The sequence below is a fragment of the Klebsiella sp. Sb-30 genome (assembly GCF_057652795.1).
Genome location: NZ_CM172749.1, coordinates 287,516 through 309,516, shown reverse-complemented (window position 1 = coordinate 309,516; position 22,001 = coordinate 287,516). Strand labels below are relative to the sequence as shown.

21 protein-coding genes and 1 riboswitch are annotated in these 22,001 nt (G+C 56.4%); of the genes, 14 read left to right on the top strand and 7 right to left on the bottom strand.

Going from position 1 to position 22,001, the window contains the following annotated elements:
- Position 1: 1 nt before the first annotated feature.
- Both arnB and AC236I_RS01385 read right to left on the bottom strand, forming a co-directional pair.
- The gene (gene arnB, locus AC236I_RS01390) at positions 2-1,141 is read right to left on the bottom strand and encodes a UDP-4-amino-4-deoxy-L-arabinose aminotransferase (protein ID WP_004868647.1); all 1,140 of its coding nucleotides are present in this window, start codon (positions 1,139-1,141) and stop codon (positions 2-4) included.
- Between the two features lie 367 nt (positions 1,142-1,508).
- The gene (locus AC236I_RS01385; protein WP_162268842.1) at positions 1,509-2,042 is read right to left on the bottom strand and encodes a phenolic acid decarboxylase; all 534 of its coding nucleotides are present in this window, start codon (positions 2,040-2,042) and stop codon (positions 1,509-1,511) included.
- Positions 2,043-2,139: 97 nt separating this feature from the next.
- Between AC236I_RS01385 and AC236I_RS01380 the strand changes: the two genes are divergently transcribed.
- From AC236I_RS01380 to AC236I_RS01345, 8 genes are all read left to right on the top strand, one after another.
- Positions 2,140-3,000 carry a LysR family transcriptional regulator gene (locus AC236I_RS01380; protein WP_004868649.1) on the top strand — a complete coding sequence of 287 codons (861 nt, stop codon included), beginning with the start codon at positions 2,140-2,142 and terminating at the stop codon, positions 2,998-3,000.
- A 195-nt stretch (positions 3,001-3,195) separates the two neighbouring features.
- Positions 3,196-4,764, top strand: coding sequence for a nickel ABC transporter substrate-binding protein (nikA, locus tag AC236I_RS01375; RefSeq protein WP_004868650.1), 1,569 nt, complete (start codon positions 3,196-3,198; stop codon positions 4,762-4,764).
- Complete coding sequence (gene nikB / locus AC236I_RS01370; RefSeq protein ID WP_004868652.1) at positions 4,764-5,708, top strand: nickel ABC transporter permease subunit NikB; 945 nt, start codon at positions 4,764-4,766, stop codon at positions 5,706-5,708. Before nikA ends, nikB begins: the two co-directional genes overlap by 1 nt.
- The gene (nikC, locus tag AC236I_RS01365) at positions 5,705-6,538 is read left to right on the top strand and encodes a nickel ABC transporter permease subunit NikC (protein ID WP_015585573.1); all 834 of its coding nucleotides are present in this window, start codon (positions 5,705-5,707) and stop codon (positions 6,536-6,538) included. Before nikB ends, nikC begins: the two co-directional genes overlap by 4 nt.
- On the top strand, positions 6,538-7,302 hold the full coding sequence (gene nikD, locus AC236I_RS01360; protein WP_054829207.1) for a nickel import ATP-binding protein NikD: 765 nt from the start codon (positions 6,538-6,540) through the stop codon (positions 7,300-7,302). The genes nikC and nikD overlap by 1 nt, the downstream gene beginning before the upstream one ends.
- Positions 7,299-8,090 carry a nickel import ATP-binding protein NikE gene (gene nikE, locus AC236I_RS01355; protein ID WP_032724994.1) on the top strand — a complete coding sequence of 264 codons (792 nt, stop codon included), beginning with the start codon at positions 7,299-7,301 and terminating at the stop codon, positions 8,088-8,090. Before nikD ends, nikE begins: the two co-directional genes overlap by 4 nt.
- Entirely contained in the window at positions 8,078-8,494 is a 417-nt protein-coding gene (nikR, locus tag AC236I_RS01350) for a nickel-responsive transcriptional regulator NikR (protein ID WP_004868659.1), read from the top strand. The genes nikE and nikR overlap by 13 nt, the downstream gene beginning before the upstream one ends.
- 139 nt (positions 8,495-8,633) lie before the next feature.
- A riboswitch (M-box (ykoK) riboswitch) is annotated at positions 8,634-8,817 on the top strand.
- Between the two features lie 57 nt (positions 8,818-8,874).
- Entirely contained in the window at positions 8,875-9,888 is a 1,014-nt protein-coding gene (locus tag AC236I_RS01345) for a magnesium transporter (protein WP_004868661.1), read from the top strand.
- A 43-nt stretch (positions 9,889-9,931) separates the two neighbouring features.
- Here AC236I_RS01345 and AC236I_RS01340 read toward each other — a convergent pair whose 3' ends face one another.
- Positions 9,932-11,125, bottom strand: coding sequence for a BaiN/RdsA family NAD(P)/FAD-dependent oxidoreductase (locus tag AC236I_RS01340; RefSeq protein WP_015585571.1), 1,194 nt, complete (start codon positions 11,123-11,125; stop codon positions 9,932-9,934).
- 230 nt (positions 11,126-11,355) lie between these two features.
- Here AC236I_RS01340 and pitA point away from each other — a divergent pair, with 230 nt between their 5' ends.
- The 3 genes from pitA (at position 11,356) to AC236I_RS01325 (ending at position 13,803) form a co-directional block, all read left to right on the top strand.
- Positions 11,356-12,855, top strand: a complete 1,500-nt coding sequence (pitA, locus tag AC236I_RS01335; protein ID WP_004868665.1) for an inorganic phosphate transporter PitA — start codon at positions 11,356-11,358, stop codon at positions 12,853-12,855.
- Positions 12,856-13,115: 260 nt separating this feature from the next.
- Positions 13,116-13,418, top strand: coding sequence for a polymorphic toxin type 44 domain-containing protein (locus tag AC236I_RS01330; protein WP_080888776.1), 303 nt, complete (start codon positions 13,116-13,118; stop codon positions 13,416-13,418).
- Positions 13,396-13,803 (top strand): hypothetical protein, encoded by a 408-nt coding sequence (locus AC236I_RS01325; protein ID WP_015585569.1) that lies wholly within the window; start codon positions 13,396-13,398, stop codon positions 13,801-13,803. Before AC236I_RS01330 ends, AC236I_RS01325 begins: the two co-directional genes overlap by 23 nt.
- Positions 13,804-13,846: 43 nt before the next feature.
- Here AC236I_RS01325 and uspB read toward each other — a convergent pair whose 3' ends face one another.
- Complete coding sequence (gene uspB / locus AC236I_RS01320) at positions 13,847-14,182, bottom strand: universal stress protein UspB (RefSeq protein ID WP_004868671.1); 336 nt, start codon at positions 14,180-14,182, stop codon at positions 13,847-13,849.
- Between the two features lie 379 nt (positions 14,183-14,561).
- Between uspB and uspA the strand changes: the two genes are divergently transcribed.
- Both uspA and dtpB read left to right on the top strand, forming a co-directional pair.
- Positions 14,562-14,999 carry a universal stress protein UspA gene (uspA, locus tag AC236I_RS01315; protein WP_004126268.1) on the top strand — a complete coding sequence of 146 codons (438 nt, stop codon included), beginning with the start codon at positions 14,562-14,564 and terminating at the stop codon, positions 14,997-14,999.
- 320 nt (positions 15,000-15,319) lie between these two features.
- Positions 15,320-16,792 (top strand): dipeptide/tripeptide permease DtpB, encoded by a 1,473-nt coding sequence (dtpB, locus tag AC236I_RS01310; protein WP_004868674.1) that lies wholly within the window; start codon positions 15,320-15,322, stop codon positions 16,790-16,792.
- 36 nt (positions 16,793-16,828) lie between these two features.
- On the opposite strand, the gene AC236I_RS01305 is transcribed toward dtpB, so the two are convergent.
- The gene (locus AC236I_RS01305; protein ID WP_004868676.1) at positions 16,829-17,332 is read right to left on the bottom strand and encodes an RrF2 family transcriptional regulator; all 504 of its coding nucleotides are present in this window, start codon (positions 17,330-17,332) and stop codon (positions 16,829-16,831) included.
- 232 nt (positions 17,333-17,564) lie between these two features.
- Here AC236I_RS01305 and AC236I_RS01300 point away from each other — a divergent pair, with 232 nt between their 5' ends.
- Positions 17,565-18,767 carry an NAD(P)/FAD-dependent oxidoreductase gene (locus AC236I_RS01300; RefSeq protein ID WP_065907190.1) on the top strand — a complete coding sequence of 401 codons (1,203 nt, stop codon included), beginning with the start codon at positions 17,565-17,567 and terminating at the stop codon, positions 18,765-18,767.
- Between the two features lie 105 nt (positions 18,768-18,872).
- Here AC236I_RS01300 and rsmJ read toward each other — a convergent pair whose 3' ends face one another.
- Together rsmJ and prlC are read right to left on the bottom strand one after the other, a co-directional pair.
- Positions 18,873-19,625: a 16S rRNA (guanine(1516)-N(2))-methyltransferase RsmJ gene (gene rsmJ / locus AC236I_RS01295; RefSeq protein ID WP_015585567.1), complete on the bottom strand. Its 753-nt coding sequence runs from the start codon at positions 19,623-19,625 to the stop codon at positions 18,873-18,875.
- Positions 19,626-19,757: 132 nt separating this feature from the next.
- On the bottom strand, positions 19,758-21,800 hold the full coding sequence (prlC, locus tag AC236I_RS01290; RefSeq protein WP_004868682.1) for an oligopeptidase A: 2,043 nt from the start codon (positions 21,798-21,800) through the stop codon (positions 19,758-19,760).
- Positions 21,801-22,001: the final 201 nt, after the last annotated feature.

Below are 22,001 nucleotides of genomic sequence, written 5' to 3'. Positions count from 1 at the left end.
ATCAACATCCTGACAGCTGGTGCAGCGCGGAAATGACCCGAGTGACGTCATCGTCGGTCATATCCGGGAACAAAGGGAGTGAACAGATACGCGCGCTGTTCCATTCCGTATTCGGTAAGGAAAGCGTCGGGAAACGCTCGCGGTAATATTTTTGCGTGTGGGCCGCACGGAAGTGCAGGCCGGTGCCGATGCCCATGGCTTTCAGTTTTTCCATCAACGCATCGCGGCTGATTCCGCAGGTCGCTTCATCCACGCGAATAATAAACAGGTGCCAGGCGTGCTGGTGTTCCCATTCCGGTATCGCCAGCGGCTTAAACGGCGTATCCGCCAGCTCGCGCAGATAGCGTTGGGCAATCTCGCTACGACGCTGGTTGGCATGGGCCAGTTTATCCAGCTGTACCAGCGCCAGCGCGGCGTTGATATCGGCCAGATTGTATTTGAAGCCCGGCGAAATCACCTCCGCCTGCGGCGCCCGACCATGCGTCTGACGGTCATAGGCATCGACGCCAAGACCGTGGAATTTCAGGCTACGAATGCGCGATGCCAGCGCATCGTCATCGGTCACGATCAGTCCGCCTTCGGCGCAGGTCATATTTTTAATGGCGTGAAATGAGAAGATCGCGCAGCCGCGACCGCCCACATGTTTGCCCTTGTAATACGTTCCCGCCGCGTGCGCGGCATCTTCAATCACCGGGATACCGTGACGTTCTGCCACGGCGCGAATCGCGTCGATATCCGCAGGCGCGCCTGCGTAGTGCACGGGAATAATCGCTTTGGTGTTGGGGGTAATCGCCGCTTCAACCGCCTCGGCGGTAATCATCAGATTGTCGCGATCGACATCGATCATCACCGGTGTCGCGCCCAGCAGACAGATCATGTTCAGCGTGGAAACCCAGGTCTGGGATGGCGTGATGACTTCATCGCCCGGGCCAATGCCCAACGCCATCAGCGTGACGTGCATGCCACCGGTCGCCGAACTCACCGCCACGGCGTGACGGTTGCCGGTCAGCGTGCAGAATGCCTCTTCCAACGCCTGGTTTTTCGGTCCGGTAGTAATCCAGCCCGATTGCAAAACTTCACGCAGCGCAGCCAGCTCTGCGTCGCCCATCGACGGGCGCGAAAACGGCAAAAATTCGCTCATCATTTTCCTGTTCTGTATATGACCCTTTCAGGGTTGCGGGTCGATAGAAAAAATATCCTGCGCCAGCGGACTTAAACAAAATGAAAATGGAATCTCTTCAATGCCACTTTTCATTCCAGGGTATTTGACGTTATTAAATTTAGACGGGGTTGCTTAGGATAATATTAAGAAATTAATATAATTTGCCGAATAGACAATAATCAATTGTTTTTAAATGGAATTTACAAATGACAACGCGGGGGAAGAGTGGGAAACCGGCTCCCGTTTATGGGCAAAACAGGAGCACGATGTAGTAAAGTAAACAGACATTAAACAGTTAAACAATAAATAGAATTTTATTCTGCAATCTGAATTTCAAAAACACATCTTAGCTCACAAAATCATTTCCGGTAGATGACAAATTTGCAGGAAAGTCAGCCGGTAATTGATTAGCCGGGCAATTAATGACGCTGTTATTATCCGCGCCGCAATCACGTATAAAGGTGATGGTGGCGAACTCGTCAATCACTTCCGTCGGGTAAGCCGGTCCGGCTTCACGGTAAGAAACCATCAGCGGGATATGATCGTTCTGGAAGCAGACGGTTTTTTCCGGATTATTCATCACCCAGCGCGGGAAGAAGATGGTGCCGTGAAACAGTTTGTCGCCGAGGTTTACGATCAGACTCACATCAGTGCCGGTCGGTTCGGTCCAGGAAATTTTGTAGATGCTTTCGCCGACGCGAACGATGTAAGCCTGCTGATCTTTCACCCAACGATTCGCGACGATACCGCTGTGAATGCGGTAATCCAGGGTGTGGGCGTTTTTCACGTAAATTTCGTAATTCCAGCCGTTATCGTAGGTATAAACCAGATGTTTGCCGATAAAACCGCTCAGGTCATGTTGGTCAAATGAGCTCATAATCTGTTCTCCTCTATGTGTTGAGAACAAGCATACTGCTTTAAAAAATGGATGAATAACGCTATGTTTTGATGAAATTCATTCACTTTTTCGATAAATCATGCACAAAACAACGCTGGAACAGTGGGCCTTGCTGGAAAAAGTCATCGAGCTGGGTAGCTTCGCAAAAGCAGCAGAAGAGACTCATCGCAGCCAGTCCTCGGTGAGCTATAACCTCGCCCTGCTGCAGGAAAGACTGGGTGTCGCGCTGCTGCACCCCTCTGGCCGCCGCGCGGTACTCACTCCGGCCGGGGAGCTGTTGCTAAGCCAGGTAAAACCGCTCCTGCAGGCATTTTCATACGTTGAAACCCGCGCGGCGACCCTGCACAACGGCGCACGAACCCGTCTGGACCTGGTTGTGGACAGTATTTTCCCTCGCGAACGGCTGTTCGCCATTCTGCGCCAGTTTCAGCAACGCCATCCGCAGACTCAGGTGAGGCTGACCGAAGTCCTCGAAAACATGAAAGATGAGCAGGAGGCCCGCAGCGAAGCCGACGTGATGGTACTCACCCGCCGCCAGGATATTACCGGACGCGGCGAATGGCTGATGAACATTGATTTTGTTGCCGTTGCCCACCGGGACCATCCGCTTGCCAGACTGAGCGGCCCCCTCGACGACAGTGCGCTGGCCTCCTGGCCGCTGGTGCGTATCGCCGATCGCAGCGACGACCCGCAGACAGGGCGCGATGCGTGGACATTTTCCACCATTGATGCCGCTATCGATGCGGTGCTCTATCAGGTTGGCTTCGGCTGGCTCCCGGAAGAGCGCATCCGCTCCCGGTTGGATCAGGGTCTGTTGAAAATATTGCCGCTCAGCCACGGCGCCCGACGCGCCACGCCGCTGCATCTGATCGTCAAACGCGATCTGGCGCCCATTGATGAGCAGCTCGCCACGCTGCTGGCGCTGTTCCGGGCGCCCTGAATCGCCCGCTTGCGCGGGCCTTCGGGCCACGAGTCCTTTACGTTGTCTCGACCTGGCTGACCGGCAGACAACCTGACGGACGAAGTGGGTATATGAAATTCTTATACTTTCCGTCCTGAGATTGATCCAGGTTAGGCCTGAAGTATGATGAATTATTAAAATCATCATACTTTCCTTCCTGTTGAGATAAAGACCTTGTCTATTTTCCGCACCACGCTGCTGGCGCTTCTCGCCTGCGCACCTCTGCTGACCGCCGCCGCTTCATACGACATCACCACCGCCTGGCCGGTGAACGTGGGTCCGCTGAATCCGCATCTGTATACCCCCAACCAAATGTTTGCCCAAAGCATGGTCTACGAGCCGCTGGTCAAATATCAGCAGGATGGTTCGGTCAAGCCGTGGCTGGCGAGCAGCTGGAGCCACTCTGCGGACGGGAAAGTGTGGCTCTTTACCCTGCGTAACGATGTGCAGTTTTCTAACGGCGAGCCGTTCAATGCGCAGGCCGCGGTCGCCAACTTCCAGGCGGTGCTGGCTAACCGGCAGCGCCATGCCTGGCTGGAGCTGACCAACCAGATTACCGACGTACGGGCGCTCAGCGATACGCAGCTGCAGATTACGCTCAAAAGCGCCTACTACCCTTTCTTGCAGGAGCTGGCGCTGCCGCGCCCGTTCCGTTTTATCGCCCCTTCGCAATTTGTTGAAGGGGGAACACAGCACGGTATCAAAGCGCCGATCGGCACCGGCCCCTGGGTGCTGAAAACCTCGCAGCTCAACCAGTATGATGTGCTGGTACGTAACGACCGCTACTGGGGTGACAAACCGGCGATCCGCCAGGTGACCGTGAAAGTGATTCCGGACCCGATGACCCGCGCCGTCGCTTTTGAAACCGGCGATATCGATCTGCTTTACGGCAACGAAGGCCTGCTGCCGCTGGATACCTTCGCTCGTTTCAGCCATAACCCGGCCTGGCGTACCCAGCTCTCTCAGCCTGTCGAAACGGTGATGCTGGCCCTGAACTCCGCCAGAGCTCCCACGAACGAACTGGCGGTGCGTGAAGCGCTGAATTACGCGGTGAACAAAAAATCGCTGATCGACAATGCGCTGTACGGTACGCAGCAGGTGGCCGACACGCTTTTCGCCCCTTCCGTGCCATACGCCAATATTGGCCTGAAACCGCGCCACTACGACCCACAGCAGGCCAACGCCATGCTGGAAAAGGCCGGTTGGGTCAGGCCCGCGGGCAAAGCGATTCGCGAGAAGAATGGCCAGCCGCTGCACATCGAACTGTCGTTTATCGGTACCGATGCCCTGAGTAAGTCGATGGCGGAGATAATCCAGGCGGATATGCGCCAGGTCGGGGTGGATGTGGCGCTGGTTGGCGAAGAGGAGAGCAGCATTTACGCCCGCCAGCGCGACGGCCGCTTTGGCATGATTTTTAACCGTACCTGGGGCGCGCCGTACGACCCGCACGCTTTTATGAGCTCAATGCGCGTCCCCTCGCATGCCGATTACCAGGCGCAGCAAGGGCTAGCGGACAAGCAGCTGATTGATAAAGAGATTGGCCAGGTTCTGACCACCAGCGACGATGCGCAACGCCAGGCGCTGTATCGCGATATTCTCACCCGTCTGCACAACGACGCGGTCTATCTGCCCGTCAGCTATATCTCAATGATGGTGGTGGCGAAACCCGAGCTGGGAGCGATTCCTTACGCAGCGGTTACCGCTGAAATTCCGTTCGAACAGATCCAGCCGGTGAATCCCTGATGCAACGTTATCTGCTGCGACGCATACTGCTGATGGTTCCGATGATTTTTGCCGCCTCGGTGATTATCTTCCTGATGCTTCGCCTCGGCACCGGTGACCCGGCGCTCGACTATCTGCGGCTTTCAAACCTGCCGCCCACGCCGGATATGGTTGCCTCTACGCGGACGATGCTCGGATTGGATCAGCCGCTCGTCGTCCAGTACGGCCGCTGGCTCTGGCGGGCGCTACATCTCGATTTTGGCGTATCATTTGCCACCCAGCGTCCGGTGCTTGACGATGTGCTGCGCTTCCTGCCCGCAACGCTGCAGCTGGCGGGCGCGGCGCTGGTGCTGATCCTGCTGACCTCCGTACCGCTGGGTATCTGGGCCGCGCGTCACCGCGAGCATTTGCCGGATTTCATAGTGCGGCTCATCGCCTTTCTTGGCGTGTCGATGCCTAACTTCTGGCTCGCCTTTTTGCTGGTGCTGTTCTTCTCGGTCTATTTACAGTGGCTGCCAGCTCTGGGCTACGGCAGCTGGCAGCATATCGTCCTGCCGGCCGTGTCGATTGCGTTTATGTCGCTGGCGATTAACGCCCGCCTTCTGCGCGCCAGCATGCTGGAAGTCGCCGGACAGCGCCATGTCACCTGGGCTCGCCTGCGCGGCCTGAATGCCAGGCAAATCGAACGTCGTCACATTCTGCGCAACGCCTCGCTACCGATGATTACCGCCGTAGGAATGCACATTGGCGAACTGATCGGCGGGACGATGATCATCGAAAATATCTTTGCCTGGCCGGGCGTCGGGCGCTATGCCGTTTCGGCCATTTTTAACCGTGATTATCCTGTGATTCAATGCTTTACGCTTATCATGGTGGTGGTATTCGCCCTGTGCAATCTGGCGGTCGATCTGGTCAATGCCGCGCTGGACCCGCGTATTCGTCGTCATGAAGGAGCGCACTCATGAGCTTTTTCTTCTCAGCGCGCGGTTCGGTGCGCGCGGCGCTGGTCATTATCGTTCTGCTGATGCTGGTGGCGCTCACCAGCCAGTGGTGGCTACCGTACGATCCGCAGGCCATTGATTTACCTTCCCGTCTGCTGCCACCTGACGGCCAGCACTGGCTGGGGACCGACCATCTTGGCCGCGATATTTTCTCCCGTCTGCTGGCGGCGACCCGGGTGTCACTGGGGGCGGTGATGGCCTGTTTACTGCTGGTTCTGGCGCTGGGGCTTCTCGTTGGCGGCTGTGCCGGACTCATGGGCGGGCGCGTCGATCAGCTCACCATGCGGGTGGCCGATATGTTTATGACCTTTCCTACCTCTATTCTGTCGTTTTTTATGGTCGGCGTGCTGGGGACCGGGTTGACCAACGTGATTATCGCTATCGCCCTGTCTCACTGGGCCTGGTACGCGCGCATGGTTCGTAGCCTGGTGGTATCCCTGCGCCAGCGCGAGTTTATTCTCGCCGCGCGGCTGAGCGGCGCAAATCGCTGGCGGCTTTTCCTCGATCACCTGGCCGGCGCGGTGGTGCCCTCGCTGCTGGTTCTCGCCACCCTCGATATCGGTCATATGATGCTGCACGTCGCCGGGATGTCGTTCCTCGGTCTTGGCGTCAGCGCCCCCACGGCGGAATGGGGGGTAATGATTAACGATGCGCGGCAGTTTATCTGGACCCAGCCGCTACAGATGCTGTGGCCCGGCCTGGCGCTGTTTATCAGCGTGATGGCCTTTAACCTGGTGGGCGACGCGCTGCGCGATCGTCTCGATCCTCACCTAATCGCGGAGCACAGCCACTGATGCCGCAAAAGATCCAGTTAGAACAATTGACGCTGTGCGCCGGCCGCCCGCTGGTGACGGAGCTGTCGCTGACCCTGCGTCGCGGGCAGGTGCTGGCCCTGCTGGGTAGCAGCGGTTGCGGAAAATCGCTGACCTGCGCCGCAGCGCTTGGCGTTCTGCCTCCCGGTGTCCGGCAAACCGCCGGGCGTCTGCTGCTGGACGGCATTCCGGTGCACGGCGAACAGCTGCGGGGCGGTACCGTCGCCACGATTATGCAGAATCCGCGCAGCGCCTTTAATCCGCTGTATACGATGGCAACTCACGCGCGGGAAACCTGCCGCGCCACCGGCCAGCCCGCGGATGAGGCGGCGCTTATTGCCGCCATGACCGCCGTCGGTCTGGAAAGCCCGTCTCAGCTCCTGAAACGCTATCCCTTCGAGATGAGCGGCGGGATGTTGCAGCGAATGATGATCGCCCTCGCCCTGCTGAGTAAAGCCCCCTTTATCTTCGCCGATGAACCTACCACCGACCTCGATGCCGTGGCGCAGGGGCGCATTCTGGATCTGCTGGAAGAGATTGTCTCCAGCCGCGGCCAGGGCCTGCTGCTGGTCACTCACGACATGGGCGTGGTGGCGCGGCTGGCGCATGAGGTCGCGGTGATGGACCACGGGCGCATCGTCGAGCGTTGCGACGTCAACACCCTGTTTAGCGCGCCGCAGCATCCGGTCAGTCAACGGCTGCTGGCGGCACACCTGGCGCTGTACGGAATGGAGTTTGCAGGATGAACCTACTGAACGTGACCGACGTCAGCCACGATTACCCGCACCATCCGGGCGTGCTGCGCGACGTCAGCCTGAGTATCCAGGCGGGTGAAACGGTGGCGCTGCTCGGACGCAGCGGCTGCGGTAAAAGCACCCTGGCGAGGATGCTGGTCGGCCTTGAAACACCGGATCACGGCGAGATAACCTGGCGCGGAACGCCGATTCAGACGTTAAAAGGCGACGCGCAGCGGGCATTTCGTCGCGATATCCAGCTGGTTTTCCAGGATGCACAAAGCGCGGTGAACCCGCGCAAAACGGTGAATGAGATCATCAGCGAGCCGCTGCGCCATCTGTTCCGCTTCGCGCGCGATGAGCGCCAGGCGCGGGTCGAAGCGATGATGCAGGCGGTGGACCTTTCTCCACACCTGCTCGACAAACGCCCGCACCAGCTCAGCGGCGGGCAGCTGCAGCGGGTCTGCCTGGCCCGGGCGCTGGTTGTGCGTCCCCCCTTACTGATCCTCGATGAGGCCGTTTCGAATCTTGATCTCGTTTTGCAGGCGGAGATCGTTGCGCTGCTGAAGCGTCTGCAGGTACAGTTTTCTACCGCCTGCCTGTTTATCACCCACGATCTGCGGCTGGTCGAGCGCTTTTGTCAGCGGGTGATGGTGATGGAGAGCGGGCAGATTCTGGAAACCACGGCGGTCAACACACCGCTGCGTCTTCAGTCAATGGCGGGCCGGACACTCCAGCGTGCGGTCCTTCCCGCTTTTCCACCTTCCCTTGCCATAGAGAAACGACCATGCAGCGCGTAACCCTGACTCTTGATGACGATCTTCTGGCGACCCTGGACGCGCTGAGCGCCCAGCGCGGGTACCACAACCGTTCGGAGGCGGTGCGCGATATCTTGCGCAATTCGTTGATGCATGAGCATGCGCAACAGCCCGAACAGCGCGGTTACGCGGTGCTTTCCTATGTCTATGAACATGAAAAACGCGAGCTGGCAAGCCGACTGATCGCCACGCAGCATCACCATCACGATCTGTCCGTTGCGACGCTGCACGTGCATATCAGCCATGATGACTGTCTGGAGATTGCCGTCCTTAAAGGTGAAATGGGCGAGGTGCGGCATTTTGCCGATGAGGTGATTGCCCAGCGCGGCGTACGTCACGGGCATCTGCACTGCTTAACCGCGCAAGACGAGGGTTCGCACGACTGACCCGCCGATAATGGCGGCAATGCCATTCGACGCATCGCCCGGAAAACCGACCAATTTTACGTGGTTTATCAACCGTTGATAAACCACGTAAATTATACGCTTTCACAACTTGTCTACCTTCCTATAATGGCCGCTCATTTAACGATCTCGTTATGGCGAGGCTCCTGCACAAATACAAGTTACCGCCCTGCTGGTATCGAGAGAGACCACTCAGGGAAATACAGGCATCCATCGAATCAAGGTGTTGCCAAGGTAACTTCTGACGGCGTTCATGCCGGACAGATACGTTGTGCAGTGCTAAAACCAGGACGTAGGGATCTGCCTGTGCTCATCCTGTCTTGTTCGCCCCTATGAGTGATTTTTTTATAGGGAATTACACCATGTCTTCAATGCAACACTGCGCCGCGCACCTGGCCACTTCCGCCTTCGACGGCGATGCGATCGCCCAGTACATGCGTACCGATTTTATCACTCTGCCCGAGCACCTCAGCGTCTATGAAGCGCGGGAGCTCTTTGTCTCGCAACTCACCAGCGATGATATTCCGGGCCAGGTCTTTGTGGTGGCCGGAAAGAAGCTGCGCGGCAGTTTATCCATTAAAAAGCTGCTTCAGGAGAGCGATACGGCGCAATCCATTCGCTATCTGATGGACAGCTGCCTGTTCCGCGTGAAACCCGATGATGAGCGTCAGGAGGTGGTCGCCGAACTGAGCGAACGCGGACTCGACCTGGTGCCGGTGGTTGAAAAAGGTGAGCTGGTTGGCTGCCTGATGGAGAAAGAGATTGCCCATCTGCTGGAAGACGATGTCACCGAAGATGTGCATCGCCAGGGCGCAACGCTCCCGCTGGAGAAGCCCTATCTGGAGATCAGCCCGTGGACGCTGTGGAAGAAACGTTCGGTGTGGTTATTGCTGCTGTTCGTGGCAGAAGCCTACACCAGCAGCGTCATTCAACATTTTGAAGAGGCGCTGGAATCCGCCATTGCGCTGGCCTTCTTTATTCCGTTGCTGATCGGCACCGGCGGTAACAGCGGTACGCAGATCACCTCCACGCTGGTCCGTTCCATGGCGCTCGGGGAAGTACGCCTGCGCGATATGGGCCGGGTGATTCGTAAAGAGATGACGACGTCGCTGCTGATTGCCCTCACTCTCGGTCTGGCGGGCTGCCTGCGCGCCTGGATGATGGGCATCGGCATGGAGATCACTCTGATTGTCAGCCTGACGCTGGTCTGCATTACGCTGTGGAGCGCGGTGGTCTCGTCAGTGATCCCTCTGACGCTTAAACGCGTAGGCATCGACCCGGCGGTCGTTTCCGCGCCGTTTATCGCCACGCTGATTGATGGCACCGGGCTGATTATCTACTTCAAAATCGCCCAGCACTTTCTTGGTCTGAACTGATAAACCGAGGGCAGCTTCCCGTAGCAGAGAAGCTGCCCCTGTCTTACGCTTCTACCAGCGCCTGGGCGCAGGCCCAGGCAGAAGACCATGCCCACTGGAAGTTGTACCCTCCCAGCCAGCCGGTCACATCCATCACTTCACCGATAAAATAGAGCCCCGGCACCTTGCGTGCTTCCATGGTTCGCGACGACAGTTCGTGCGTATCTACGCCACCGAGGGTCACCTCCGCCGTACGGTAGCCTTCGGTGCCGTTGGGCTGCACGCGCCAGGCGGTCAGCGTCTCCACCAGCATTTCCTGCTCGCGCACGTTGAGCTGTTTTAGCGTGACGTCCGGAATTTGCCCCAGCTGCTGCAGGCACTCCACCAGCCGCTTCGGCAGCTGCATAGCGAGGGTGTTTTTCAGGCTTTGATTCGGATGTTCGCTCCGCTGCTCGTTAAGGAAATCATCAAGATGGCAATCAGGCAGCAGGTTGATGGTGACAAACTCGCCCGGCTGCCAGTAGCTGGAAATCTGCAGTACCGCCGGCCCGGAGAGCCCGCGGTGGGTAAACAGCAGATTCTCGCGGAACACCGTACCGTCCTGTGCGGTAATGGTTGATGGCACCGAAACGCCCGAGAGCACCTGCAGCTGCTCAAGCAGCGGTTTATGCAGAGTAAAGGGCACCAGCCCCGCACGGGTCGGCAGCACCTTGAGACCAAACTGCTCGGCAAGTTTATAGCCGAACGGCGATGCCCCCAGTCCGGGCATCGACAGGCCGCCGGAGGCGACCACCAGTTTTTTCGCCGCCACCTCGTCGCCATTAAGTTGCAGTCTGTAGCCTTCATCGTCGCGTTCTACGCTGATAATTTCGCTACGCAGGCGAATTTGCACGCCGCCCTTGTCACATTCCGCCAGCAGCAGGTTGACGATTTGCTCTGCGGAATCATCACAAAACAGCTGGCCGAGGGTCTTCTCATGCCAGGCAATACCGTGTTTGCCCACCAGTTCGATAAAATCCCACTGGGTATAACGCGCCAGCGCAGATTTGCAAAAATGCGGGTTCAGGCTGAGATAAGCGGCCGGCTCAATATACATATTGGTAAAGTTGCAGCGACCGCCGCCGGACATCAGGATTTTACGGCCTGGCTTTTTGCCATTATCCAGCAACAGCACGCGCAGCCCCGCCTGGCCCGCCTGCGCTGCACAAAACATTCCCGCCGCTCCGGCGCCAATTACAATGGCATCAAACCTTTCCACACAACTTTCCTCATATCCCGATTGTCGGGAATTGTAAATTTTTCACGCTGGTCGCACCAGCACGAAAATCGATGTATTCATGTACATCATTGAAAGATATAGGATTACTCTCAAGCAGGTAAAATCCAGACAGGAAGAAAATCAAAAAAAGTCTATATTTCACTTTGCCCGCGCCGTTAAAGTCACTGATAATGCGCCGCGTTCATGTCCTCAAAATGGCGTAACGTCCTATGCTACATTTATTTGCCGGTCTGGATTTACATACCGGGCTATTACTATTGCTTGCTTTAGCTTTCGTGCTGTTTTACGAAGCGATTAACGGTTTTCATGATACCGCAAACGCTGTTGCTACTGTGATTTACACACGCGCAATGCGGTCACAACTTGCGGTTGCGATGGCGGCCCTCTTCAACTTCTTCGGCGTTCTGTTGGGTGGTCTCAGCGTCGCTTATGCCATCGTGCATATGCTGCCGACCGACCTGCTGCTTAACATGGGTTCCGCACATGGCCTCGCCATGGTGTTCTCTATGCTGCTGGCAGCGATTATCTGGAACCTCGGTACCTGGTATTTTGGCCTTCCGGCCTCCAGCTCGCACACGCTGATCGGCGCTATCATCGGTATTGGTTTAACCAATGCGCTGATGACCGGCACGTCCGTGGTCGACGCGTTGAATATCCCGAAAGTCATCGGTATTTTTGGCTCACTTATCATCTCACCGATTGTTGGTCTGGTGGTCGCTGGCGGCCTGATTTTCATTTTGCGTCGTTACTGGAGCGGTACCAAAAAACGCGCCCGTATTCACCTGACGCCTGCAGAACGTGAAAAGAAAGACGGTAAGAAAAAGCCGCCGTTCTGGACCCGTATTGCCCTGATTCTGTCCGCCATTGGCGTATCGTTCTCGCACGGTGCTAACGACGGCCAGAAAGGCATTGGTCTGGTCATGCTGGTGCTGATCGGCGTGGCGCCGGCTGGTTTCGTGGTTAACATGAATGCCTCCGGCTATGAAATAACCCGGACCCGCGATGCGGTGAACAACGTGGAAACCTTCTTCGAACAGCGCCCTGAGCTGTTGAAAAAGGCCACCGGCGTTGACCAGCTGATTCCGTCTCCGGAGGCCGGGACGGCCGCCAGCGGCGGTGAGTTCCATTGCCATCCGGCGAATACCATCAACGCGCTGAATCGCGTGAAGACGGCGCTGACCGGTATTGAAAGCTACGACTCGCTCTCCATTGATCAGCGTAGTCAGCTGCGTCGCATCATGCTGTGCATTTCCGACACCACCGATAAAGTCGCGAAGTTACCGGAAGTGAATGCTGACGATCAGCGCCTGCTGAAGAAACTGAAAACCGATATGCTGAGCACCATCGAGTACGCGCCAATCTGGATCATTATGGCCGTGGCGCTGGCGCTGGGTATCGGCACGATGATCGGCTGGCGTCGCGTGGCGACCACTATCGGTGAGAAGATCGGTAAGAAAGGTATGACCTACGCACAAGGTATGTCTGCCCAGATGACCGCGGCGGTTTCGATTGGTCTGGCGAGTTACACCGGTATGCCGGTTTCCACCACCCACGTGCTCTCCTCCTCCGTAGCGGGGACGATGCTCGTCGATGGCGGCGGCCTGCAGAGAAAGACCGTCACCAGTATTCTGATGGCGTGGGTGCTTACTCTCCCGGCGGCGATTCTGCTGTCCGGCGGGCTGTACTGGATAGCGCTGAAGATTATCTAAGAAGCTGAAAGCGACAAAAAAGCGGGTCAGGAAACTGACCCGCTTTTTTTATGTCCGTTGTTTTACTTAATCTTTTTCTGGCATGAGGAAAATCTGAACATTTTTTGTTCAAAAAACATGGAGGAAAAAAAATATCATCCCGGCCAGGATAAAATACCTCACGTGGAGAATGTATGGCTTCTGTCCCCATCCCAGGACCTGGTTCAATCGTTATAGCGGGCAATATGCGTGAAGCACGCCGTCAAGGAATGTCACGTAATATGGCTACCCCATCAACGTACTACTGGTTTTATCAAAAAGTCAGAAATGGCGGCCCGTGGGATGATAAAAAATTCGACCCGTATTTCGCCGCGTTCGGTAATTTCAATTTTGGGGCTACCGGCACCGCCGCAGGTATTCCTGCAAACATCCTTCTTATGGGCGCAGGTTGGGCGCAGGATCGTGCGGGAACCTCAAAACCCGAATGGGGGAAATGGTATGAAAAACCTCCCTATGGAGATGACCCTACGGATCAGCGCAATATCAGAGAAGGGATAGATTATGCCATTCAGAACGGCTATTAGATGGATCCATCGGCTTGTTACGCTGGCACTTCTGGCCCTGATCGTCGGATTTGTGTGGCTCAACCACCATCCCGATCCGCGAAAGAGCGATGAGCTCCAGCGTGTTTATAAATTGTCTGACGGCGTTTGGCTCTATATGACCGTTAACAACCGAGGTGGCGCAACGGTGCCTACAATCTATCGTTACTATCTGTCGCATGAGATAGCAGGGGACAATACAGAAATTATCCAGCAGCTTACGCAGAAGAGCCCGGTGATTGAGGGGACAGGGAGTCTTACGAGTGCCGGCATAGATAAAAACGGGGAAGTGAACCTCTCTTACAGCGGGAAGGTTATCTCACTCCAGGACAATATCTCAGACCTCAGATTCTCAGTTAAGCCCTGACCCCGATGCAAAGAAGGCGAGACTCGCCTCGCCTTTCTTATGCTCAGTGCCAAATCATCAATGCGATCAGACTCACCACCACCAGACCACACAGGGCGCTGGTCAGAATAAACTGCCGCCGTACCCGCTCGCAGCGACGAATAAACTCATCATCGTGATGATCGCGATAACGTTGGGCATAAATGTACCAGACCAGGCGCACCTGTTTGCCCGGCTGCCCATGCGAAGTAAAAAAACCTCCGCCATCAACATATTGATAAAGCAAGGGATCGCAACCACGTAGCACAACCAATAATGCACGCAATGATGAGAAGTAGCGTGCCATATTCACCACACAAACGATACACAGGGCCCAAAACAGCGCAATAGTGCTGATCATACGTCCTCCCCGGCGACCCGCCCTCGGAGACATCTCCGGAGCTAGCGCTTCCCAATACCCAACCCAACATACAATATGAGAGTGCGATTCCGATCACGTTTATTTATCCGATCGGCTCATTAAATAGTGTAGGAGATCAGTCAATTTTTTTACCACAAGGTTAATCGTTATCAATACGTAAGATGAATATATTTGTTTAACTTTTGGTGAACCAGGTGCATTGACGGAGCGCGAGGGGCGCTATAAGGTAGAAATATCTTCTACAATTAAGTCCTTAAAGGGCTGAACCCCCGCGGATTAGCACGCAGGACGCGGGCGAAGCGGCAGCACCAGCTGTCTGGTCCAATGGTCATCGACAACTTATGGAAGGAGTAACACTATGGCTTACAAACATATTCTTATTGCAGTAGACCTCTCCCCGGAAAGCAAGGTTCTGGTAGAGAAAGCCGTTTCTATGGCGCGTCCTTATAATGCCAAAGTCTCTCTGATTCACGTGGATGTTAATTACTCTGACCTGTACACCGGTCTGATCGATGTCAACCTGGGCGACATGCAGAAACGGATTTCCGAAGAGACGCACCACGCGCTGAGCGAGCTGTCTACCAATGCGGGCTATCCGATTACCGAAACCCTGAGCGGCAGCGGCGATCTCGGCCAGGTGCTGGTTGATGCAATTAAAAAATACGATATGGACCTGGTGGTCTGCGGTCACCATCAGGATTTCTGGAGCAAGCTGATGTCTTCCGCACGTCAGCTCATCAACACCGTTCACGTCGATATGCTGATTGTGCCGCTGCGCGATGAAGAAGACGAATAACCGTTCGCGCGGTTAACCATCAGAATGCCAGCGCCCGCCTTTGCGGGCGTTGTTGTTTTTTACGAAGGGCCTATTTGCCAGCGCCCATTGCCTGCGTCCATTGGCCGATGCAAATATAACTAACCCGCCTTTACCTCCAGGATATCAAACCGAATATTTATTAACGATTAGTGTGATCAACCAATTATTAGAAAAATAATCTATATAATAATCTACTCCCAAAGCCAATAGCCGCATCATTGCGCTTCATCATACTTTTTCAGCGCGTTCTGGCATACGCGTTCATACTTTTTTGGGATTGCACTACAAGGCGAAGGAATATGAAAACTACTGCACCTACGGGGCTGTTGCAGCAACCTCGTCCGTTCTTCATGATTTTTTTTGTGGAATTATGGGAGCGATTTGGTTATTACGGCGTCCAGGGGATCCTGGCGGTCTTTTTTGTTAAACAACTTGGATTTTCTCAGGAACAAGCGTTTATTACCTTTGGCGCCTTTGCCGCGCTGGTTTATGGGCTGATCTCCATCGGCGGCTATGTTGGCGACCACCTGCTCGGCACCAAACGCACGCTGGTTCTTGGGGCCGTGGTGCTGGCGCTGGGCTACTTCATGACCGGGCTGTCGCTACTTAAACCCGACCTGATTTTTATCGCCCTCGGGACGATTGCCGTCGGTAACGGGCTATTTAAAGCCAATCCCGCCAGCCTGCTGTCAAAGTGCTATCCACCCAAAGATGCCCGTCTCGACGGCGCATTCACCCTGTTTTATATGTCGATTAATATCGGCTCGCTGCTGTCGCTCTCTCTGGCGCCGGTGATCGCGGAAAAATTTGGCTATGCCGTAACCTATAACCTGTGCGGCGTGGGGCTGATTATCGCCCTGCTGGTCTATTTCGCCTGCCGTGGAATGGTGAAAGATATCGGTTCAGAGCCGGATCATCGGCCGCTTGTTGTGCGCAATCTGCTGTACGTGCTGGTCGGCACGGTGGCAATGGTGTTCCTTTGCGCCTGGCTGATGCATAACGTCAAAATCGCTAACCTGGTGCTGATTGTCCTCTCTGTCATCGTGATTATTTTCTTCTTCCGCGAAGCCTTCAGACTGGATAAAACCGGGCGCAACAAAATGTTTGTCGCCTTTATCCTGATGCTGGAAGCGGTGCTGTTCTACATTCTGTACGCGCAGATGCCGACATCGCTAAACTTCTTCGCCATCAATAACGTTCACCACGAGATCCTCGGCATGACCATTAACCCGGTCAGCTTCCAGGCCCTGAACCCGTTCTGGGTGGTGGTGGCCAGTCCGGTGCTGGCGGCGATTTATACCCGCCTTGGCAACAAAGGCAAAGACCTCACCATGCCGATGAAATTTACCCTCGGCATGTTTTTATGTTCGCTGGGCTTCCTGACCGCCGCCGCCGCGGGAATCTGGTTTGCCGATGCTCAGGGGCTGACGTCGCCGTGGTTTATCGTGCTGGTTTATCTGTTCCAGAGTCTGGGAGAGCTGCTGATCAGCGCGCTGGGGCTGGCAATGGTCGCCGCGCTGGTGCCGCAGCATTTGATGGGCTTTATTCTGGGCATGTGGTTTCTGACTCAGGCAGCCGCCTTCCTGATGGGGGGATACGTCGCCACCTTCACCGCCGTACCGGACAATATCACCGACCCGCTGCAAACCCTGCCGGTTTATACCGGCGTGTTTAGCAAGATTGGTCTGGTGACGCTGGGTGTGACCCTGGTGATGGCGATGCTGGTACCGTGGCTCAACCGGATGATTAATACGCCGTCGAGCGACAAATAATAACCTGCTTAACCTCAGCGGCGGGTGTCGCTGAGGTTACCCTTTCCGCGCGGCAATCCAGTCCCGCACTTCTATGACAAACTCGTCCGGCGCTTTGCGATACATCTTACGCGCCAGGTCCAGAATAGTATGTTGCCCTAGCGCCTCTTCCATCCGCTGCTGCGCCATATCCATCACCGAGCGCACGCCGCAGATCCCTTCGCAGGCCCATTCCGGCGGCTGTGCGTCAAACACCGCCAGCCGCTGGCGAATTTCACGACATTCAAAGATACGCTTATCACCATCGATGGCGTTGACCACATCCAGGACCGTTATCTGTTCGGCGGGTTTTGCCAGCTGAAATCCGCCGCCCTTACCCTCAATGCTGCGTACCAGACCGGCTTTAGACAGGCGGGTGAAGATTTTGGCCAGATAGTCGTAGGGCACGCTTTGCAGATCGGCAATTTCCCGCACGCTCATCTCGCGGGCATCACCTTTGCTATCCACCATACACATCAGGCTATGGATGCCGTATTCAACTCCGGAACTGTAAAATGCCATGCTCTAATCTCAGCCAAAAAGAATCTGAGTTATTGTAGCTTTTTCGCCCCAACCGTGCCAGAAGGATAAAATAACAAGTTAAGATGAAAAATTTAAACTTGTTTTTTATCAACGCGATGAATGCAAATCAAGGGATAAAACCCAGACCGCAGCACAAATCACATTGCAAACTCATACTACGACAAATAAAATCCGAGTAAAAATATCGTCGTTAACAATGAGTGAAACCATCATGCGTAAACAAATTCTGGTTGTCGGTGCCGGCTTTTCGGGAATGTGGGCTGCGCTTAGCGCCGCCCGCCTGGCCGATCAATATCAACATCAGGCCGTGGATATCACCGTCATTGCGCCGCAGCCAGAGCTGCGCGTGCGTCCACGCTTCTATGAGAAAGCGGTACCAACGCTGATTGCGCCGCTGCAACCTTTGTTTGATGCTACCGGCGTGCACTTCCTGCGCGGCACCGTTTCACAGCTCCTTCCGGCCAGCAAAGCCGTCGTCTGGACGGATACCAACGGTGAAACACAGCAGAAGCGCTACGACCGGTTAATCCTGGCCAGCGGCAGCCATGTGAACCGTTCGTTAGTGGCCGGCGCCGATGCTTATGCCTTCGATCTCGACCAGCTGGAGAGCGCCAGCGTTCTGGAACAGCACCTGCAATCACTGGCTCACGAAGCCGATAGCGAGCCACGCAATACCGTTGTTGTCTGCGGCGGTGGCTTCACCGGCATTGAGATGGCCATGGAGTTACCCGGCAGGCTGCGCGAGATTCTGGGTGAGAATGCTAAGACCAGAGTAGTCGTAGTTGAACGCGGTCCGCTGCCGGGATCGCGTTACAGCGAAGCGCTACGCGACGTTATCGTCCAGGCCTCCGCAGAGCTCGGTGTTGAATGGCGGGTCAATACTGAAGTTGAGCGGATTGATGCCGATGGCGTCATGCTTAAAGACGGGCAGAAGATCGCATCCCGCACCGTTATCTGGACGGTTGGCGTGCAGGCAAACGGCCTGACGGCACAAATTGAAGCGCCTCGCGATCGCCTGGGTCGTCTGCATGTGAACACGGCGCTTCAGGTGGTCGGCTATGACGATATCTATGCCACCGGCGACGTGGCCTACGCGGCGACCGATGACAAGGGAAACCATGCGTTAATGACCTGTCAGCACGCTATTTTGCTGGGTAAATTTGCCGGTAACAACGCAGCGGCAAGTCTGCTGGATGTCGCGCCGTTGCCGTATCGCCAGGAAAACTACGTCACCTGCCTCGATCTCGGCGCCTGGGGTGCAGTCTATACCGAAGGGTGGGATCAGCAGGTGAAGCTGACCCGGGAGGAAGCGAAAAAGCTGAAGGTGTCGATCGTCAGCGAGCTTATCTATCCGCCGAAGGCTGAGAAAGCGGTAGCCTTTGAGATTGCTGACCCGCTGGCGCCGTTTGTCTGAACCCAGGAAACGCCCCGGTTGCGCTGCGCTTACCGGAGCGATGAACGGTCGCCCGGATATAAGGCAGGTATGCCGCCATCCGGGGGAACGATGGCGGCTGAAGCGTTACTCGGGCGTCCCGGCGTAAATATCGAAGCGGTGGCCTTTGGTGACCACCGCGTTCGGCGTGGCGACATCCGCCAGCGGCGGGGCGTAATCCGGACGTTTCACCACCACCCGTTTGGTCGCCAGCTGACGCGCTGGCTCCAGCAGTCCGTCAGCATCCAGATCCGGCCCCACCAGCGACTGAAATACGCGCATCTCTTTCTTCACCAGCGCGCTTTTCTGCTTATGCGGGAACATCGGGTCAAGATAGACCACCTGCGGGCGTGGCGTAATGTCCGTCAGCGCCGTCAGGCTGGAGGCGTGAATCAGCTGTAAACGCTCCCGAAGCCACGGGCCGATTTCCGGGTCAGCGTAGCCACGAGCCAGCCCGTCATCAAGCAGGGCCGCCACTACCGGGTTACGTTCCAGCATGCGCACCCGGCAGCCCACCGAGGCCAGCACGAAGGCATCGCGACCCAGTCCTGCCGTCGCATCCACCACATCCGGCAAATAGTCGCCTTTAACGCCCACCGCTTTCGCTACCGCCTCGCCGCGACCGCCGCCAAATTTACGTCGGTGGGCCATCGCCCCGCCGACGAAATCAACGAAGATCCCGCCGAGCTTTGGCTCATCGCGTTTACGCAGCTCCAGATGTTCGCGGGTCATAACCAGCGCCATCAGGTTGTCATCATCCTGCGTCAGGCCCCAGCGAGCGGCAAGAACAGATAAGGCGCCGTCTCCGGCGCCCGTTTCATCAATTAAGCAGATTTTCACGTCCACTTTACCCTAAAGAATGCGCGTTGCATCAAGACAACAAAAGAACGAATCCCTGGCCACGCACAGAGTATGCGGCCAGGGCGAGTGAGTGCCGTTGCCAAAGAGGCAGCCTGAGGAATGACGGGGAAATTAGCCCTTAATCCCGTAATGCTCCAGCATCGCGTCGAGCTGCGGTTCGCGTCCACGGAAGCGTTTGAACAGCACCATCGGCTCTTCGGAACCGCCGCGGCTCAGGATGTTATCGAGGAACGACTGGCCGGTTTCACGGTTGAAAATCCCCTCTTCTTCAAAGCGCGAGAAAGCATCCGCCGCCAGGACATCGGCCCACAGATAGCTGTAATAGCCTGCCGCATAGCCCCCGGCAAAAATATGGCTGAAGGCATGTGGGAAACGACCCCAGGACGGCCCTGGCACCACGGCGACCTGCTTTTTGATTTCCGCCAGCGTTTCGAGGATTTTCGCCCCTTGCTCCGGCTGGTACTCCGCATGCAGACGGAAGTCGAACAGGCCGAACTCCAGCTGACGCAGAATGAACAGCGCGGCCTGATAGTTTTTCGCCGCCAGCATTTTTTCCAGCAGCGCCTGCGGCAGCGGTTCACCGGTTTCATAGTGGCCGGAGATAAATGCCAGCGCTTCCGGCTCCCAGCACCAGTTTTCCATAAACTGGCTCGGCAGCTCGACCGCATCCCACGGCACCCCGCTGATGCCGGAGACGCCGGCGGTATCGATACGGGTCAGCATATGGTGCAGACCGTGACCAAACTCGTGGAACAGCGTGATCACTTCATCGTGAGTAAACAGCGCCGGTTTGCCGTTCACCGGGCGGTTAAAGTTGCAGGTCAGGTAGGCCACCGGCTTTTGCAACGAGCCGTCGAGTTTGCGCATCTGCCCGACGCAGTCATCCATCCACGCCCCGCCGCGTTTGTGCTCGCGAGCATACAGATCGAGATAGAAGCTGCCGCGCAGTTCGTTGTTCTCATCATACAGCTCGAAGAAACGCACTTCCGGGTGCCAGACATCCACATCGGTACGCTCTTTGGCGCTAATCCCGTAAATGCGGTTCACCACTTCAAACAGGCCGTTAACGGCTTTGTTTTCCGGGAAATAGGGGCGCAGCTGCTCATCGCTGATGCTGTAGAGATGCTGCTTCTGTTTTTCACTGTAGTACGCGATATCCCACGGCTGCAGCTCGTCGACGCCGAACTCCGCTTTTGCGAAGGCGCGCAGCTGAGCCAGCTCTTTCTCGCCCTGCGGACGAGCGCGTTTCGCCAGGTCGGTCAGGAAGTCGAGCACCTGCTGCGGGTTCTCCGCCATTTTGGTCGACAGCGATTTGGAGGCATAGCTGTCAAAGCCCAGCAGCTGGGCCAGCTCGTGGCGCAGCGCGAGAATTTCTGCCATCACCGGGCTGTTGTCCCATTTGCCGGCATTCGGCCCCTGGTCCGACGCGCGGGTGGAGTAGGCGCGATACAGCTCTTCACGCAGCCCCTGGTTGTCGCAGTAGGTCATCACCGGCAGATAGCTCGGAATATCCAGCGTCAGCAGATAGCCTTCCTGCTCTTTCGCCTGGGCCTGAGCCTGGGCTGCCGCCAGCGCGCTTTCCGGCATCCCGGACAGCTCAGCGACGTCAGTGACCAGCTTGCTCCAGCCCATGGTGGCGTCGAGCACGTTGTTGCTGTACTGGTTGCCGAGCTCAGACAGGCGTGCGGCAATCTCGCCGTAGCGTTTCTGCTGCTCTTTCGCCAGGCCAATCCCCGACAGTTCAAAATCGCGCAGCGCGTTATCCACCGCTTTTTTCTGCGCGGTGTTCAGCGTGGCGTAATGGTCACCGTCGCGCAGATCGCGATAGGCTTGATACAACCCTTCATGTTGACCGACCCAGGTGCTGTATTCCGACAACAGCGGCAGCGTTTGTTCATAGGCTTCGCGCAGCTCGGGGCTGTTCTTGACCGAGTTCAGATGACTGACCGGCGAGAAGATGCGTCCCAGCACATCATCCACTTCAGCCAGCGGCTGGCAGAGCGTTTCCCAGCTGTACGGCGCGCCTTGCGCGACCACGCTTTCTACCGCGGCCCGACAGTCGTCCAGCGCTTTGGTAACCGCAGGGACGACGTGTTCCGGCTTGATCGCAGAAAAAGGCGGCAATGAAAAAGGCGTCAATAATGGATTGGTCATATGCGCAGTCCTGTTGAAAAGGGTGAATGAAGCGCGCGTTCCGGCGCTTTAGCATGAGATCTAGAATGGGGGATCGTGACGGGAATTTCAATGTCACACCGTGCCAGACGCCGGGTATTGCTGCAATAAGTGGGCGTTATTGGCGCAGGCAGTTTGAATCCGCACAGCACGGAGAAACCGGAGCTTACGCCTGGTACATGA